At 68.4% G+C, this 13171-nt stretch carries 15 protein-coding genes; 7 read left to right on the forward strand and 8 right to left on the reverse strand.

The window, feature by feature from the left end:
* Positions 1–21 precede the first annotated feature (21 nt).
* The 4 genes from K7957_RS06665 to nagZ form a co-directional block, all read right to left on the reverse strand.
* Positions 22–261 carry a twin-arginine translocase TatA/TatE family subunit gene (locus K7957_RS06665; protein ID WP_132910323.1) on the reverse strand — a complete coding sequence of 80 codons (240 nt, stop codon included), beginning with the start codon at positions 259–261 and terminating at the stop codon, positions 22–24.
* Between the two features lie 26 nt (positions 262–287).
* Positions 288–869 carry an SMC-Scp complex subunit ScpB gene (scpB, locus tag K7957_RS06670; RefSeq protein ID WP_223011220.1) on the reverse strand — a complete coding sequence of 194 codons (582 nt, stop codon included), beginning with the start codon at positions 867–869 and terminating at the stop codon, positions 288–290.
* Positions 866–1600 (reverse strand): segregation and condensation protein A, encoded by a 735-nt coding sequence (locus K7957_RS06675; RefSeq protein ID WP_223011221.1) that lies wholly within the window; start codon positions 1598–1600, stop codon positions 866–868. Before K7957_RS06675 ends, scpB begins: the two co-directional genes overlap by 4 nt.
* A gap of 175 nt (positions 1601–1775) precedes the next feature.
* The gene (nagZ, locus tag K7957_RS06680; protein ID WP_223011222.1) at positions 1776–2777 is read right to left on the reverse strand and encodes a beta-N-acetylhexosaminidase; all 1002 of its coding nucleotides are present in this window, start codon (positions 2775–2777) and stop codon (positions 1776–1778) included.
* Positions 2778–2903: 126 nt separating this feature from the next.
* Between nagZ and K7957_RS06685 the strand changes: the two genes are divergently transcribed.
* Positions 2904–3794 (forward strand): MipA/OmpV family protein, encoded by an 891-nt coding sequence (locus K7957_RS06685; protein WP_223011223.1) that lies wholly within the window; start codon positions 2904–2906, stop codon positions 3792–3794.
* 289 nt (positions 3795–4083) lie between these two features.
* Positions 4084–4827 carry an energy transducer TonB gene (locus K7957_RS06690; RefSeq protein ID WP_246616824.1) on the forward strand — a complete coding sequence of 248 codons (744 nt, stop codon included), beginning with the start codon at positions 4084–4086 and terminating at the stop codon, positions 4825–4827.
* Between the two features lie 304 nt (positions 4828–5131).
* Here K7957_RS06690 and K7957_RS06695 read toward each other — a convergent pair whose 3' ends face one another.
* Positions 5132–5704 carry a L,D-transpeptidase family protein gene (locus K7957_RS06695; RefSeq protein WP_223011224.1) on the reverse strand — a complete coding sequence of 191 codons (573 nt, stop codon included), beginning with the start codon at positions 5702–5704 and terminating at the stop codon, positions 5132–5134.
* A 217-nt stretch (positions 5705–5921) separates the two neighbouring features.
* Between K7957_RS06695 and K7957_RS06700 the strand changes: the two genes are divergently transcribed.
* Complete coding sequence (locus tag K7957_RS06700) at positions 5922–6659, forward strand: murein L,D-transpeptidase catalytic domain family protein (RefSeq protein WP_223011758.1); 738 nt, start codon at positions 5922–5924, stop codon at positions 6657–6659.
* A gap of 4 nt (positions 6660–6663) precedes the next feature.
* On the opposite strand, the gene K7957_RS06705 is transcribed toward K7957_RS06700, so the two are convergent.
* Positions 6664–6969 carry a chorismate mutase gene (locus K7957_RS06705; RefSeq protein WP_223011759.1) on the reverse strand — a complete coding sequence of 102 codons (306 nt, stop codon included), beginning with the start codon at positions 6967–6969 and terminating at the stop codon, positions 6664–6666.
* Between the two features lie 139 nt (positions 6970–7108).
* Positions 7109–7636, reverse strand: a complete 528-nt coding sequence (locus K7957_RS06710; RefSeq protein ID WP_223011225.1) for a reverse transcriptase domain-containing protein — start codon at positions 7634–7636, stop codon at positions 7109–7111.
* A gap of 572 nt (positions 7637–8208) precedes the next feature.
* Here K7957_RS06710 and K7957_RS06715 point away from each other — a divergent pair.
* Positions 8209–8847 carry a sensor histidine kinase gene (locus tag K7957_RS06715; RefSeq protein ID WP_246616826.1) on the forward strand — a complete coding sequence of 213 codons (639 nt, stop codon included), beginning with the start codon at positions 8209–8211 and terminating at the stop codon, positions 8845–8847.
* A 53-nt stretch (positions 8848–8900) separates the two neighbouring features.
* Here K7957_RS06715 and K7957_RS06720 read toward each other — a convergent pair whose 3' ends face one another.
* A complete protein-coding gene (locus tag K7957_RS06720; protein ID WP_223011227.1) occupies positions 8901–10739 on the reverse strand; it encodes a PAS domain-containing protein in 1839 nt (612 codons plus the stop codon).
* 135 nt (positions 10740–10874) lie between these two features.
* Between K7957_RS06720 and K7957_RS06725 the strand changes: the two genes are divergently transcribed.
* Genes K7957_RS06725 through K7957_RS06735 form a run of 3 tightly spaced genes read left to right on the forward strand, consistent with a single transcriptional unit; the run spans position 10875 to position 13162 of the window.
* On the forward strand, positions 10875–12050 hold the full coding sequence (locus K7957_RS06725) for a zinc-dependent alcohol dehydrogenase (RefSeq protein WP_223011228.1): 1176 nt from the start codon (positions 10875–10877) through the stop codon (positions 12048–12050).
* Between the two features lie 12 nt (positions 12051–12062).
* On the forward strand, positions 12063–12650 hold the full coding sequence (locus K7957_RS06730; RefSeq protein WP_223011229.1) for a hypothetical protein: 588 nt from the start codon (positions 12063–12065) through the stop codon (positions 12648–12650).
* Complete coding sequence (locus K7957_RS06735) at positions 12647–13162, forward strand: SRPBCC family protein (protein WP_223011230.1); 516 nt, start codon at positions 12647–12649, stop codon at positions 13160–13162. Before K7957_RS06730 ends, K7957_RS06735 begins: the two co-directional genes overlap by 4 nt.
* Positions 13163–13171 lie beyond the last annotated feature (9 nt).

A 13171-nucleotide genomic window follows, 5' to 3' on the forward strand; every position in this document is an offset into this window, starting at 1 on the left:
GTGCCGGCCGGGTGCGAGGGATCAGCGCCGCTCCTCGCGGACTCGGTCGGCGTCGCGGTCGAACGCGGGCTCGGCGCTCGACTGCGCCTCGATGCGCGGCTTGGGCGCGCGATCCTCGGCGTCCTCCTCGGCCATGCCCTTCTTGAAGTTCTTCACGCCCTTGGCGACGTCCCCCATCAGGTTCGAGAAGCGCCCGCCACCGAGTAGCAGGACGGCCACGATCGCGAGGATGAGGATATGCGGAAGACTGAAGCTGCCCATCACGGAATCTCCTAATTACGTGTCATCTAGTCGTCGTCGGCGTCTTTTTCTACCGCGAGTTGCTCGAAGGCGAGATCGACCGGATCGAGCAGCCCGGCGGCGCGCAGATCGTCGAGCCCGGGCAGGTCGCGCCGGCTCCTCAGCCCGAAATGGGACAGGAACTCGGGCGTGGTCGCGTAGGTGAGCGGGCGACCCGGCACCTCACGTCGCCCGGCGGGGCGGACCCAGCCCGCCTCCATCAGCACGTCGAGCGTCCCCTTGGCGACCTGGACGCCGCGGATCGCCTCGATCTCGGCGCGGCTGACCGGCTCGTGATAGGCGATGATCGCGAGCGTCTCGATCCCGGCGCGGCTGAGCCGGCGCACCTCCTCGCGGTCGCGGCGCAGCAGATGGGCGAGATCGGGCGCGGTCTGGAAGTGCCAGCGTCCGCCGCGCTCGACCAGCTCGACGCCGCGGCCGCGGTAGCGCTCGGCCAGCGCGGCGAGCGAGGCGCGGATGTCGCTGCCGCCGTCGCCCTCGCCGACATAGGCGCGCAGCGAGTCGAGCGACAGCGGCTCGGCGCTGGCGAACAGCACCGCCTCGACCGCGCGCTCGCTCGCCGCGCTCACGCCGCCGGCCGCCGGAGGTAGAGCGGCGCGAACGGTGCCTCCTGCCGCAGCTCGACCCGACCCTGGCGCGCCAGCTCGAGCGCGGCGAGAAAGCTCGATGCCAGCGCCGAGCGGCGCAGCGCGACGCTCGCCTGCTCGGGCAGGAAGGCCTCGATCGCGCGCCAGTCGATCGCGCTGCCGACCAGCGCCGCGACGCGTGCGATCGCCGCCTCCAGCGTCATCACCTCGCGGTCGTGGACGACGTGCATGACCGGGCGCGAGCGCGCCGAGACGCGGCCATAGGCGGTCATCAGCCCGTACAGATCGGCGGTCCACTGCGCCTTGCGCACCACCCGCAAGCCTTCGGGCGCGGCGCGGCGGAACGCGTCGCGCCCGAGCCGGTCGCGCGCCATCAGCCGCGCGCCGGCGTCGCGCATCGCGTCGAGCCGCTCGAGCCGCAGCTGCAGCCGCAGCGCCAGCTCGTCGGCGTCGGGCTCCACCTCGGGGTCGCGCGGCAGCAGCAGCGCCGACTTGAGATAGGCCAGCCACGCCGCCATCACGAGATAGTCGGCGGCGAGCTCGAGCTGGAGCACGCGCGCGCGCTCGACGTAGCGGAGATATTGCTCCACCAGCGCGAGGATCGAGATCTCGCGCAGGTCGACCTTCTGCGCGCGCGCGAGCGACAGCAGCAGGTCGAGCGGCCCCTCCCAGCCCTCGAGATCGAGCGTCAGCTGCTCGGGCGCGTCGCTCACCGGGTGGGGCCGGGGCGAGAGGGCAAGGTGCTGATGCGGCACATGCGTCGTACCGTGGCACGGGGCGGCTGGTGCGGCTAGGGGTGGCGGTGGCTCCGGCTGCCCTGACAACGAGCTGTTCCCCGGCGAAAGCCGGGGAACAGCTCGTTCGAGCGGCTCACCCGGACCCGACCGCCTACGCCAGCGCCAACAGCCGGTCGCGCGTGTCGAGCAGCGCCGCCATGTCGCCCGCGGGCGGCGCGAGCGTCGCCATCGCTCGCTCCAGCCGCGCCATCGAGGCCGGCGCGATGTCGTCGAGCCGCGCGACGATCTCCTCCATCTCGGGCATGCGCGCCCAGCAGTCGAGCACCAGGTCGCACCCCGCCGCGATCGCGCCGGCGGCCTTCTCGCCCGCGGTGCCCGACAGCGCCTTCATGTCGATGTCGTCGGTCATCAGCAGGCCGTCGAAGCCGATCGTGCCGCGGATCACCTGCTCGATCACCACCGGCGAGAGCGTAGCGGGCCGCTCGCGGTCCCACGCCTCGAAGACGATGTGGCTCGTCATCCCCATCGGCGCGTGCGCCAGCGCGCGGAAGGGGGCGAGATCCTCCTCCAGCTCCTCGGCCGAGGCGGTGACGGTCGGCAGGTGATAGTGCGTGTCGAGCAGCGCGCGGCCGTGCCCCGGCATGTGCTTGACCACGCCGACGACCCCGCCCGTCGCCAGCCCTTCCAGCGTGGCGCGGCCGAGCGCGGCGACGCGCATCGGCTCGCCGCCGAAGGCGCGCGACCCGATCGCCTCGGTCGTGTCGGCGCGCGCCACGTCGAGGATCGGGTGGCAGTCGACCGTGATGCCCACCTCGGCGAGCATCAGCCCCAAAGCGTGCGCGTTGGCGCGCGCCGCCTCGATCGCGGAGACCGGCGCGCGATCGTACAGCCGGTCGAACGCGGGCCCGGCGGGAAAGGCGGGCCACTCTGGCGGCCCCAGCCGCGCCACGCGCCCGCCTTCCTGGTCGACCAGGATCGGCACGTCGTCGCGTCCCTCGATCGCGCGCAGCGAGTCGGTCAGCGCGCGCAGCTGGGCGCGATCCGCGACGTTGCGCTTGAACAGGATATAGCCGGCAGGGCGCGCGGCGCGGAAGAAATCGCGCTCGGAGGCGCTGAGCTCGAGGCCGGACAGGCCGAAGATGACGGGCTTCATGCGCGGCTTGTAGAGCGCGCGGGCGGACGGGGGAAATCCTCTATGATAGGCAGGCGCGGTCCGCGCCGGAGCCGGCGCGCCGATCGCGCGTTGACTTCGATCCATCGCGGCGCTGAGGGGGGTCGCATGTCGTATCGCATCCTGACCGGGACCGCTCTCGCCGCGACCCTCCTTACTGCCGCCGCGGCGCCCGCGATCGCGCAGCAGCCCGCCGGACCACCCGACGGTGCCGCGCCCCAGGATCTCGGGCCTGATGTCCTCGCCGACCAGCCGCTGCTCCCGACCGAGCCGGGGCAGGAGAAGCGCCGCGAGCCTTTGCGCGTGCGCGTCGGGGCGGGGCCGCAGCTGGTGCCCGGCTTCCCCGGCAATGACGCGCTCCGGCTCACCCCGATGATCAGCGTGGCGCGCGCCCGCGGCGACACGCCGTTCGGCTACGGCGCGCCCGACGACGGCACGACGATCGCGCTGATCCGCCGCGGCCGCACCGAGTTCGGCCCGACGGTGGAGCTGCAGGGCCGGCGTCGCACCGACGACATCGTCCCCGGCCTGCCCGCGGTCGGCCGCACCGTCGAGCTCGGCGGATACGCGCAGACCTGGACCGACGACCGCTGGCGCTGGCACGGCGAGGTGCGCAAGGGCCTGGGCGGGCACGAGGGCTGGATCAGCCAGCTCGGCGTCGACTATGTCCGCCGCGACCGCGACGCCTGGCTCGTCTCTTTCGGTCCGCGCGCGGTGGTGACCGACTCGCGTTACCAGCGCGCCTGGTTCGGCGTCTCGCCCGAGGCGGCGGCGCGGACCGGGCTGGCAGCCTATTCGCCCGGCGGCGGGCTTCAGTCGCTCGGCGCGACCAGCCGCGTGATCTACGCGCTGACGCCGCGCTGGGGCGTGCAGGCGCAGGCGGTGTACCAGCGGCTGATCGGGGACGCGGCGCGCTCGCCGGTGATCCGGCGGGTGAACTCGCACGACCAGCTCTCGGCGGGGCTGGCGCTGACCTACACCTTCTCGATCCGGCGGTGATGCTGTCGTGGGCGAGGCAGGTTCTCGGGCGCGTGCGCGTCGCGTCTCGACGACGGTCTTCCTCACTCTTCGCTCTTCGACGTCATCCTGAACTTGTTTCAGGATCCACCGCCCCGCGCAGCCAGCGGCTGCTGGGACCGTGGAAACGTAGATCCTGAAACGAGTTCAGGATGACGCCAGTAACGATGACGATGTAGCGCGCGGCGGCGTCGTCCGATGCCGCGACGATCGCCCTAGCCTACCCTACCCGCTCACGCGCAATTCATCGCGCGCTCCCTATATCGCGCGCATGTACGCGGCAGCTCGGCAGGATCGATACGGCGCGGCGCTCGCCTCGGCGGCGCTGACCGCGCTGCTTGGCTGGGCGCTGCTGCTCGGGCTGGCGGTCGACGCGATGCGCGAGCGGGTCGACCAGGGGCTCGCCTTGTTCCAGCCCACGCCGCCGCCCCGCTCCGAGGCCAAGGTGGCCCAGCGGCGCGCGGCGAGCCCGCGCCGCTCCGGTCGCGCCGCCCCGCCCAACCTCCGCAGCCAGGCGACGCAGGTGGCGGCGCCGCGCCCGATCGTGGTGGTGCCGGTGCCGCCCCCACCGATCACCGTCGCGCTCAAGCCGTTCGCCGGCAGCGCGCCGACGCAGGGCGCGACCGAGCGGGTCGGCCCCGGCACGGGCGCGGGCGGCGCGGGCGACGGTACCGGCAGCGGCGGCTGGGGCGACGGTGACGGCGGCGGGGGCGGCGACCGCGCGCCGGTGTGGAAACGCGGCCGGCTGACCGACGCGGATTACCCCCCCGAGGTCGGCGAGGCCGGCTTCCAGGGCATTGTCACCGTCAAGTTCCTGGTGTGGACTGACGGGCGCGTGCGCGACTGCGAGGTGATGCGCTCGAGCGGCAGCGCGGCGCTCGACTCGACGACCTGCCGCCTGATCCAGCGCCGCTTCCGCTACGATCCCTCGCGCGATGCGGGCGGTCGACCGGTACCGGCGTGGATCCTGGAGAACCACGAATGGGTGATCGAGGCGGAGGCGGCGGAGCGCTGACCGCCAGAATCAACGTTCACGCGAAGACGTGGAGAAGCTTCATCGAGCCGCGCGGCGGCGCCCAAGGTAGTTCTTCGCGTCTCCGCGCTTTCGCGTGAACCACGCTCGCAGGGGCAGCGTCATGAACAGCCTGGCTTTCGTTCACGTGGAGGCGCGGGGCCTGGAAGAAGCTGGGTAAGGACCACCGTCGCGCGTGCGACCGACGCCGAGATACCCCGATCGCAGCGCGCGACGGCACGGCGGTGGGATTTCCTCCGCGCCTCCGCGTGAGCATATCTGGCGCGCGACCGGCGCCGTCGCGCCGCTAGCGTCGCGCCAGCTCACGTCCGCCGCCCGGCTCCATCATCGCGCCGGCGACATAGGCCTCGTCGGTCACCTCCACGGTGGCGCCCAGCGCGGTCGCGGCGAACAGCTTCTTGGCGAAGGCGGCGGGCAGCCGCACGCAGCCGTGCGACGCCGGGAAGCCGGGATTGCGGCCGGCGTGGAGCGCGACGCCGTCCCACGTCAGCCGCTGCATGAACGGCATCGGCGCGTCGTCGTAGAGGTTCGAGCGGTGCATCGCCTTCTTCTCGAGGATGGTGAAGCGACCGAGCGGCGTCGGCTTCTCGTCGGAGCCGGTCGACACCGACGAGGCCGCGATCATCTTGCTCCCACGGAACACGTAAGCGCGCTGATCGGGCAGCGAGATCAATACACTCACCGGTCCCACCGCGGCGGGATCGTCGGCCCAGAGGAAGCGGCCCGGTGGCATGATCGCGGCCGCCTCGGTGATCGCGAGGTCGTCCATCGCCTGCGCACCCGCGCCCGGTGCCGCCAGCACCATCGCCAGTGCCACGGTCACCGAACGCACGACTCCAGCTGCCGCGAATCGCTGCATGAGGATCTCCATCTCGGTCGTCATCTCACCGCACGCCGGCGGGCGAGCGGGTCCGTCGCTGCAACAAACGCGCCATTAGCCTTTCGGTGCCATCGACGAAGCGTTGCGCTTTCGCGGCAAGTGATCGGAACGAGTGCACGACAGGTCGCAAACGTTGACGATCGTTAACCAGGCTCGTGCTATATCCCGGCCAATGGAGCGGGGATTGACCGAAGTGATGATGGACACGCACGACCGGGTGCATTCGCGCCGTGCTTTGTTGAAGACGGGCGGACTGTTCGCGGGTGCTCTGATGATCCCGGGCGCGGTGTCGGCCGGGATGCGCGATCGCGCGCGCGGCACGCCGGAGAGCCTGGTGCCGCACGACTTTTTCCAGACGCCGCATGCCCCCGCGCCGCGCCCAGTGATGGCCGCGCCGGCGCGGCCGGTCGCGATCGAGGCGCCCGGGGTCAACCCGCGGCTGCTGCAGCGGGCGATGGCCGCGCTCGAGCGTCACGGCGACCGCATCGCCCAGCGCGACCGTATCGCCGTCGCCGACTTCAGCACCGGCTCGAGCGAGCCGCGCTTCCACCTGATCAACCTCGAGAGCGGACGCACGGTCTCGAAGCTGGTGGCGCACGGCAGCGGCTCCGACCCGACGCACACCGGCTATCTGCAGCATTTCTCGAACACCGACGGCTCGAACGCCTCGTGCGAGGGCGCCTTCCTCGCGGCCGATTATTATGTCGGCAAGCACGGCAAGTCGCAGCGGCTGATCGGTCTGGACCGCACCAACGACAATGCGCTGTCGCGTGCGATCGTGGTGCACGCCGCCTGGTACGCCAACCCCGAGATGATCCGCCAGCGCGGCATGCTGGGGCGCAGCCAGGGCTGTTTCGCGGTGGGCGAGAGCGAGCTGTCCGAGGTGTTCGAGCGGCTCGGGCCAGGCCGGATGATCTACGCCGCCAAGGTGTGAGGCGTCAGGGCCGGCGATCGAACGCCGCCAGCTCATAGGCGATCGACGCTTCCACCAACTGCTCCCAGAGCAGCGCGATGTCCGCGCCCGGCAGCCCCTGTGCCTCCGCGGCGGCGCGCGCCTGCGCGATCACCTGCGCCTTGCGCGCCTCGTCGCGGACGTGACCGCGCTCGGGCTTGAGGCGCGCGGCGGCGTCCATGTAATCGAAGCGCCGGCGCAGCAGGGCGATCAGTTCGCGGTCGAGCGAGTCGACGCCCGCGCGTACCTCCGCCATGTCGGTGCAATCGGGGCCGGCGAGGATCTCGGTCATGCCGCGCTGCCTGCCCGCGCGCGACGGTGCTGTCCAGCGGTCCGCGGGCCGCTTGTACCGCTTCACGCTGTCAATGAAGCTCAACACCCCCTCCATCTGATCGAGCGTTACGGGCATCTCCTCGACCGCGGTGGTGCCGTCATCCTTCCGAACCAGCTGCTTCGCCCGATAGGGTGCCGGTCCTGAAAAGGTGGTCGCATTTCGCCCGCGCCTCCCGACAGTATTCCGAGCGGATGTTGACTTTGTCGTTCACGATCAGACCGGTCACGTCCTGCCGTGACTGCCGCATCTGGTGCCGCGTTTTTTGGGGATTGAGCGCGAACCCAGCCCGTTGGATTGTCGAGTCAAGAGCCGGACCGGCGACCCAGTGACCAGCGTCGTTCGTCACCGCCGCCTCCTCGGGAAAGGCGCGGCTGTTAGTCGAGAAGGTCAGATCGTCGGCATATCTCGTGTAGTGGAGGCCGAAGCGCCGGGCGAGCTTGGCCCGCCGCACGTCGAGGATGTGGGCGAGGAGGTTCGAAACGACGGGCGACGTCGGCGCCCCCTGAGGCAGACTGTTATCGTCGCAGACTATCTGGGCGATGACCGTGGCAACACGCTCGTGATGCCCCGTGGGAGCATCATTCTCTCTCTCGCCACAGTCAAAGCAAGAGGCGCGAGCGGTCACGCGCTTCCGCCCGGGCCGTTTCAGCAAACCAGGCTTCGGGGCTGGAAATGTTGCCAATCCGCTGTGATGAGTGACCGTTGGCAACGACCGCATCCGGTATGAAGCCGCCGTTGCCGCAGGGTCGCTTGCAGCGGCGGGTTCGTCTCACTTCTCACCATTTCCGCCATCGCTGGTCGAGGTGTCGAGCGAACATGAATGGACGTCCGAACTGGGGGAGCGCGAAACGACCGCTGAATGTCGTGTTGTGGGTCACGAGGTTAACTGCCTTGAGCTCTGACTTGTCGCACGGAGGGCTCGAATCAACGGGGAACTACGTAGGTATCCTCCTAATTCCGTGTTGATCGCGCACCCTCCAAAGACGACTAGGTTTCTAGCGAGGTGGATGACGCAGACGCTTTCACGGTATTCCACCAACAGCCTGTAACAATGACGTCCACGCTTAATCACATTTTGGCGGCGGAACAGTAGAGCCGAGCTTACCAAAATTTAGGGCCGCATGCGCCAGCCAGATAGAAGGTGCAACCACCGGCCTCTGACATCGGATTGGGGATTTGATCAAAATGGCGAGCAACATGTCCACGATGTCCGCTGTCGCTCGTCGGGCCGGCCAAAACGACGACTTGCTGCTTCGCGAGACGAACCATCGATGCAGCAACGACCTCCAGCTAGTTGTAGGCCTGCTGGCACTGCAGAGCCGGCAAGCTGTAACTCTCGAGACCCGTGAGGCGTTGGCCGAGGTGATGGAGCGGGTTGCGATCCTTGCGCGTGTGCGCAGCGCTCAACATCGCGGTCGCACATCAAGCCTCGAAGGGACGATCCGGCAGGTTTGCGAGGCGTTGCAGTCGCAGGCGGAGCCCCGGTCGATCCTCATCTCGCTGGAGGTTCAAGACGAGGCACGCGATCTATCGGCAACGCATACGACTACGCTTGCTCTCGTCGTGAACGAGCTGACCACGAACGCAATCAAGCATGCGTTCCAGGACGGCGCTTCGGGAATTATCCGCATATGGATCGGAAGGAATGGCGGTGGCGATCTGGTGATCATCGTGGAAGACGATGGACGTCCGTTCGTGGAGACGGCGGGTAGCACCAAGGGGCTGGGTATGGGGTTGGCGAAGCGGTTGATGGCATCCATCGGCGGACTTTTCATCCCGCCCCCATCGGGATCGAAGGCGTTCGAGCTGCGGATGCCGGTCAACACACATCGATGAGGGGCCATCAGGGCGCGTCTGACTTGCCGAAAGATCTACGCCGTTTGGGCGCATCAGTAAGAGGCGGGCCCACTCTGCGTTGCCGGTACGATCCCTGCAGCCATCGCGATCTGTAGAAGCTCGCTCAGGGTCCGAGCGTTGACACGGTTCATGACCTGCGCGCGGTGCAATTCGACGGTGCGCGGGCTGATGCCGAGCTTCTGACCGATGACCTTGTTGGTGCCCCCTTCCACGAGACCGACGAGAACTTCGCGCTCGCGCGACGACAGGCGTGCAACGCGGGCACCGGCGTTCTCATCGCGCGTCGGAGGACGCGTCGGACCGTGGCATTCAGTCATCGCGATCTCTAGCGCGGCGTGGAAGGCAGCATCGTCCGTGACGGCGACATAGTCCACGGCTCCGGCCTTCATCGCGGCAACGCCGGCTGCGGCGTCCATGGCGGGCGCATCCAGCACGATCGTCGGCAGCGTGATTGAGCGCGCTTTCAGTTCGCGGGGTATGGCCAAGCCATCGGCCTTGCTCATGCGAACATCCACGAGCACGCAACCAGGCGAAAGGACTGGTGCGATGTCGAGTATGGCGGAAGCGTCGTCGAAGGTGCGCACGCGGTAGCCGAGGCCCCGGACGAAGCCGGCCAACTTGCGAACCGCACTCGCCTGGGCGCCAACGATATAGGCTTGTCGAACGTCCTCCCGCGTCAGGTCCTCGGTAACGCCGCCGATCCGGGTGATCGCGCCCGCATCATCGGGGATCGGGAAGCTGGTATCTCGAAGCCAGCGCGTCGACCCATCGGCCGGTCGTGCGATCCGATACTCGAACTGTACCACTTCGCCGGCTTTGACGGAGGCGAGGGCATGCTCGACCTGCGATCGATCGTCGGGGTGTACGTTCTTCATCCATTCGCCGAGGTCGGTAGGTCCCTCGGCGCAGGGGGTGCCCCAGATGCGCTCGAACGCAGCGCTGCGATAGATGATCGTATTAGCAACCGGATCTCCGATCCAGATGAGGTTGCTGCTGTGCGCGGCGAAGCTGCGGAACTGCGCTTCGCTCGCCCGGATCGCCGCCTCGGTGTTGCGTCGCGCGGTCATGTCGATGGCTGCACCGACGAAGCCGGCTGGCTGGCCGTCGCTGAAGGTCGTCTGGCCCGACGTGGCGATGTGGCGCGTGACCCCGTCGTCCCGCCCGATCACGCGGTATTCGATGCTGTAGCGACCATCCCCGGCCGGATCGACGCACGCGGCGATCGCCGCATGTACGCGCGGCAGATCGCGGGGATGGATGCCGGCCTCGTAGACCTGGGTGTTAACTGTCGCGTCGGCGGGCAACCCCCACATCTCGCGCAGCCGCGCATCCCATTCGAGCGCGCCGGTCATCGGGTCCCAGGCATATATGCCGAGGCCGACGAGCTCGGTGGCGGCGCGCAAGCGGGCTTCGCTCTTTTGAAGCGCATCTTCGAAGGCGCGCCGTTCACTGGTGTCGCGCGAGACGCCGATGACCTGCTCGATGGTGCCGTCCTCGCCACGCACAGGACCCCAACGATAGGAGAAGTAGGCGGCATGCCCCGACGGGGTGTCATAGAAAACTTCATCCTCGACCGTCACGCCCTCTGCAAAGATGCGATCGATATGGCCGTTGAGGAGGTTAGCCAGATCTGTGGGATAGTTAAGATCGACGAAAGTGTTACCGATCATCTCGTCCCACGACAGGCCGAACAGAGCAAGCATGGCGGGATTGGCATAAACGAAACGGCGCGTGCGATCGAAAGCGTAGACGAAATCGGAGATTGACGAGAGGTAAGCTTCAAGTAAGCGGAGCTGGCGCGGAAGTTTGGCCGTGAAAGGCGCGCTCTCGCTGCCTTGCGACACGATCGCTGGCGATGTCGTCTCGGTCATGGTGCCAGTCCTCCTCACGGCTTGCTGGCCAAGCGCCAACCGTTCGGCGATCCGGGATGTTCCCTAGGGATCACCCGCATGTCCGGCATGGGAAAATAAGCGCTTAGATCCCGTCGCTTAACCGAGGAGACCGGCATGAAGGCCCTAGTCTGGCACGGCAAGGAGGACATCCGTTACGACACGGTGTCCGATCCTGCGATCGAAGAGCCCCGCGATGCCATAATCAGGGTCACGAGCTGCGCAATCTGCGGCTCCGACCTGCATCTCTTCCACAATCTCGTCCCCGCGATGCTGCCCGGCGACATCATGGGTCACGAGACCATGGGCGAGGTCGTCGAGGTCGGCAGCGGCGCGAAGGGCAAGCTGAAGAAGGGCGACCGCGTCGTCATTCCCTTCACCATCCAATGCGGCGAGTGCGACCAGTGCCGCCGCGGCAATTTCTCGGTCTGCCAGCGGACAAACCGAAAGGGCGAACTTGGCGACAAGGCGTTCGGTCACCGGACGGCGGGTCTGTTCGGCTACACTCATCTCACGGGCGGCTATCCCGGCGGACAGGCCGAATATCTGCGCGTACCCTTCGCCGACACGACGCACATCAAGGTGCCCGACGGCATCGACGACGAGAAACTGTTGTTCCTGTCGGACATCCTGCCGACCGGCTGGCAGGCGGCGGTGCAGGCGGACATCCAGCCCGGCGACACGGTGGCGGTGTGGGGCTGCGGCCCGGTCGGCCAGATGACGATCCGGTCGGCCATCCTGCTCGGTGCCGAACAGGTCGTTGCCATCGATCATCTGCCGGAGCGATTGTCGATGGCGGCCGCCGCCGGCGCGATCACGATCAATTTCGACGAGGAGAACGTGGTCGAGCGGCTGAACGAGCTGACCGGTGGCTTCGGCCCACACAAATGTATCGATGCGGTCGGCGCCGAAAGCCATGTCGGCTTCGGCCAGCCCGACACCATCGTTGATCGCGCCAAGCAGATGCTGATGCTGGAGAACGATCGGCCGCACGTGTTGCGCGAGATGATCTTCGTCTGTCGCCCCGCTGGCGTCATCTCGATCATCGGCGTCTATCTCGGTCTCGTCGACAAGATCCCGATGGGGATGGCGATGAACAAGGGCCTGACCTTCCGCATGGCGCAGGCGCACGTGCCCCGCTGGACCGGCGACCTGCTGCGCCGGATCGAGGACGGGCAGATCGATCCGTCGTTCGTCATCACGCACAAGGTCGCGCTTTCCCAAGGCCCCGAGATGTACGCCACGTTCCGCGACAAGGCGGACGGCTGCATCAAGGTCATGCTCCAGCCCTGAAGGACGCATCCCATGCCACTCACCAACATCTCAGGCATCGCCCGATCGGAAGGCGATCCCCGTGTCGAGCGCAAAGGACCAAGCTCGCTGACCGGTCCCGACCGGCTGGCACGCGCGCTTGGCTGGTTCTCGGTCGGGCTCGGTATCGCCGAGCTCGTCGCGCCGGGCCGCATCGCCCGCACTCTCGGTCTCGAGGGCAAGGAAGGGCTGATCCGTGCGTACGGTGCCCGCGAACTCGCGAGCGCCGTGCCGACACTGTCGATCGACAAGCCCGTCGGGCTGGCGGCGCGGATCGGGGGCGACGGCCTTGATCTGGCGACGCTTGCCACCGCGCTGCATCCCGACAATCCGAAGCGCAGCAACGCCGCCATCGCGACCGCGATGATCGTCGGGATCACCTTGCTCGACGTCGTCGCCTACAAGAGCGTGAAGGCTGCCCACCGCCGCGAGCCGGGCAGCGACCGCGATTATTCGGATCGCAGCGGCCTGCCGCGGGGTGCCGAGGCTTCTCGCGGTCTGGCCCGAAAGGACTTCCAGATACCGGCGGACTACCGCGCGGAGGGCACGGTAGCAGACGCGCTGCCGGCGCTCGCGTCATGAACGCTCCCGCCGCCCAAGCGGCGCTCGACGCTTCTGCACGCGCTGGAGTCACGATCGGCAGACCCGCCGAGGAACTTCGCACGCTCTGGCTTCAGCCGGACACACAGTCGCGTATCTGGGCGCATTTCGCCAACGTGACGGCATCGGGCGATGGTGCCGCCGATTGGGTCGCGCACGGTCCGGCGGGCGGCGAGTATCGATGGCAGACGCAGACGGACGCGAGCGCTGCCGACGCGCTGCGTTGGACCTCCCTCGACGGCGCCGACGTCGCGAACGCGGGCAGTCTGCGGTTTCGCCCGGCACCCGGAGACCGCGGTACTGAGCTGCACCTCGACATACGCTTCGATCCGCCCGGCGGCATCGTCGGCGAAGCCGCGGTCAAGCTGTTCCGCATCGTCCCGCGCGAGATCGTGCTGACCGCGCTCTACCGGTTCCGCGCGCTGGCGCTCACCGGCGAGATCCCGACCACCGATCACCAGCCCGCCGCCCGCAACGGCGGCACTGACCGGTAGGAGAAGACC

The sequence above is a fragment of the Sphingomonas yunnanensis genome, from assembly GCF_019898765.1.
Taxonomy (GTDB): domain Bacteria; phylum Pseudomonadota; class Alphaproteobacteria; order Sphingomonadales; family Sphingomonadaceae; genus Sphingomonas; species Sphingomonas yunnanensis.

What these genes read in the sequence shown, in the direction of transcription:
- K7957_RS06705 (WP_223011759.1), bottom strand. Translation starts at nt 6,969, where the DNA reads ATGACCGAGATCCTCGCCGGCCCCGATTGCACCGACATGGCGGAGGTA.
- K7957_RS06720 (WP_223011227.1), bottom strand. Translation starts at nt 10,739, where the DNA reads ATGACCGAGACGACATCGCCAGCGATCGTGTCGCAAGGCAGCGAGAGC.
- K7957_RS06735 (WP_223011230.1), top strand. Translation starts at nt 12,647, where the DNA reads ATGAACGCTCCCGCCGCCCAAGCGGCGCTCGACGCTTCTGCACGCGCT.
- K7957_RS06730 (WP_223011229.1), top strand. Translation starts at nt 12,063, where the DNA reads ATGCCACTCACCAACATCTCAGGCATCGCCCGATCGGAAGGCGATCCC.
- K7957_RS06690 (WP_246616824.1), top strand. Translation starts at nt 4,084, where the DNA reads ATGTACGCGGCAGCTCGGCAGGATCGATACGGCGCGGCGCTCGCCTCG.
- K7957_RS06700 (WP_223011758.1), top strand. Translation starts at nt 5,922, where the DNA reads ATGATGGACACGCACGACCGGGTGCATTCGCGCCGTGCTTTGTTGAAG.
- K7957_RS06725 (WP_223011228.1), top strand. Translation starts at nt 10,875, where the DNA reads ATGAAGGCCCTAGTCTGGCACGGCAAGGAGGACATCCGTTACGACACG.
- K7957_RS06665 (WP_132910323.1), bottom strand. Translation starts at nt 261, where the DNA reads ATGGGCAGCTTCAGTCTTCCGCATATCCTCATCCTCGCGATCGTGGCC.
- K7957_RS06715 (WP_246616826.1), top strand. Translation starts at nt 8,209, where the DNA reads ATGTCCACGATGTCCGCTGTCGCTCGTCGGGCCGGCCAAAACGACGAC.
- nagZ (WP_223011222.1), bottom strand. Translation starts at nt 2,777, where the DNA reads ATGAAGCCCGTCATCTTCGGCCTGTCCGGCCTCGAGCTCAGCGCCTCC.
- K7957_RS06695 (WP_223011224.1), bottom strand. Translation starts at nt 5,704, where the DNA reads ATGCAGCGATTCGCGGCAGCTGGAGTCGTGCGTTCGGTGACCGTGGCA.
- K7957_RS06685 (WP_223011223.1), top strand. Translation starts at nt 2,904, where the DNA reads ATGTCGTATCGCATCCTGACCGGGACCGCTCTCGCCGCGACCCTCCTT.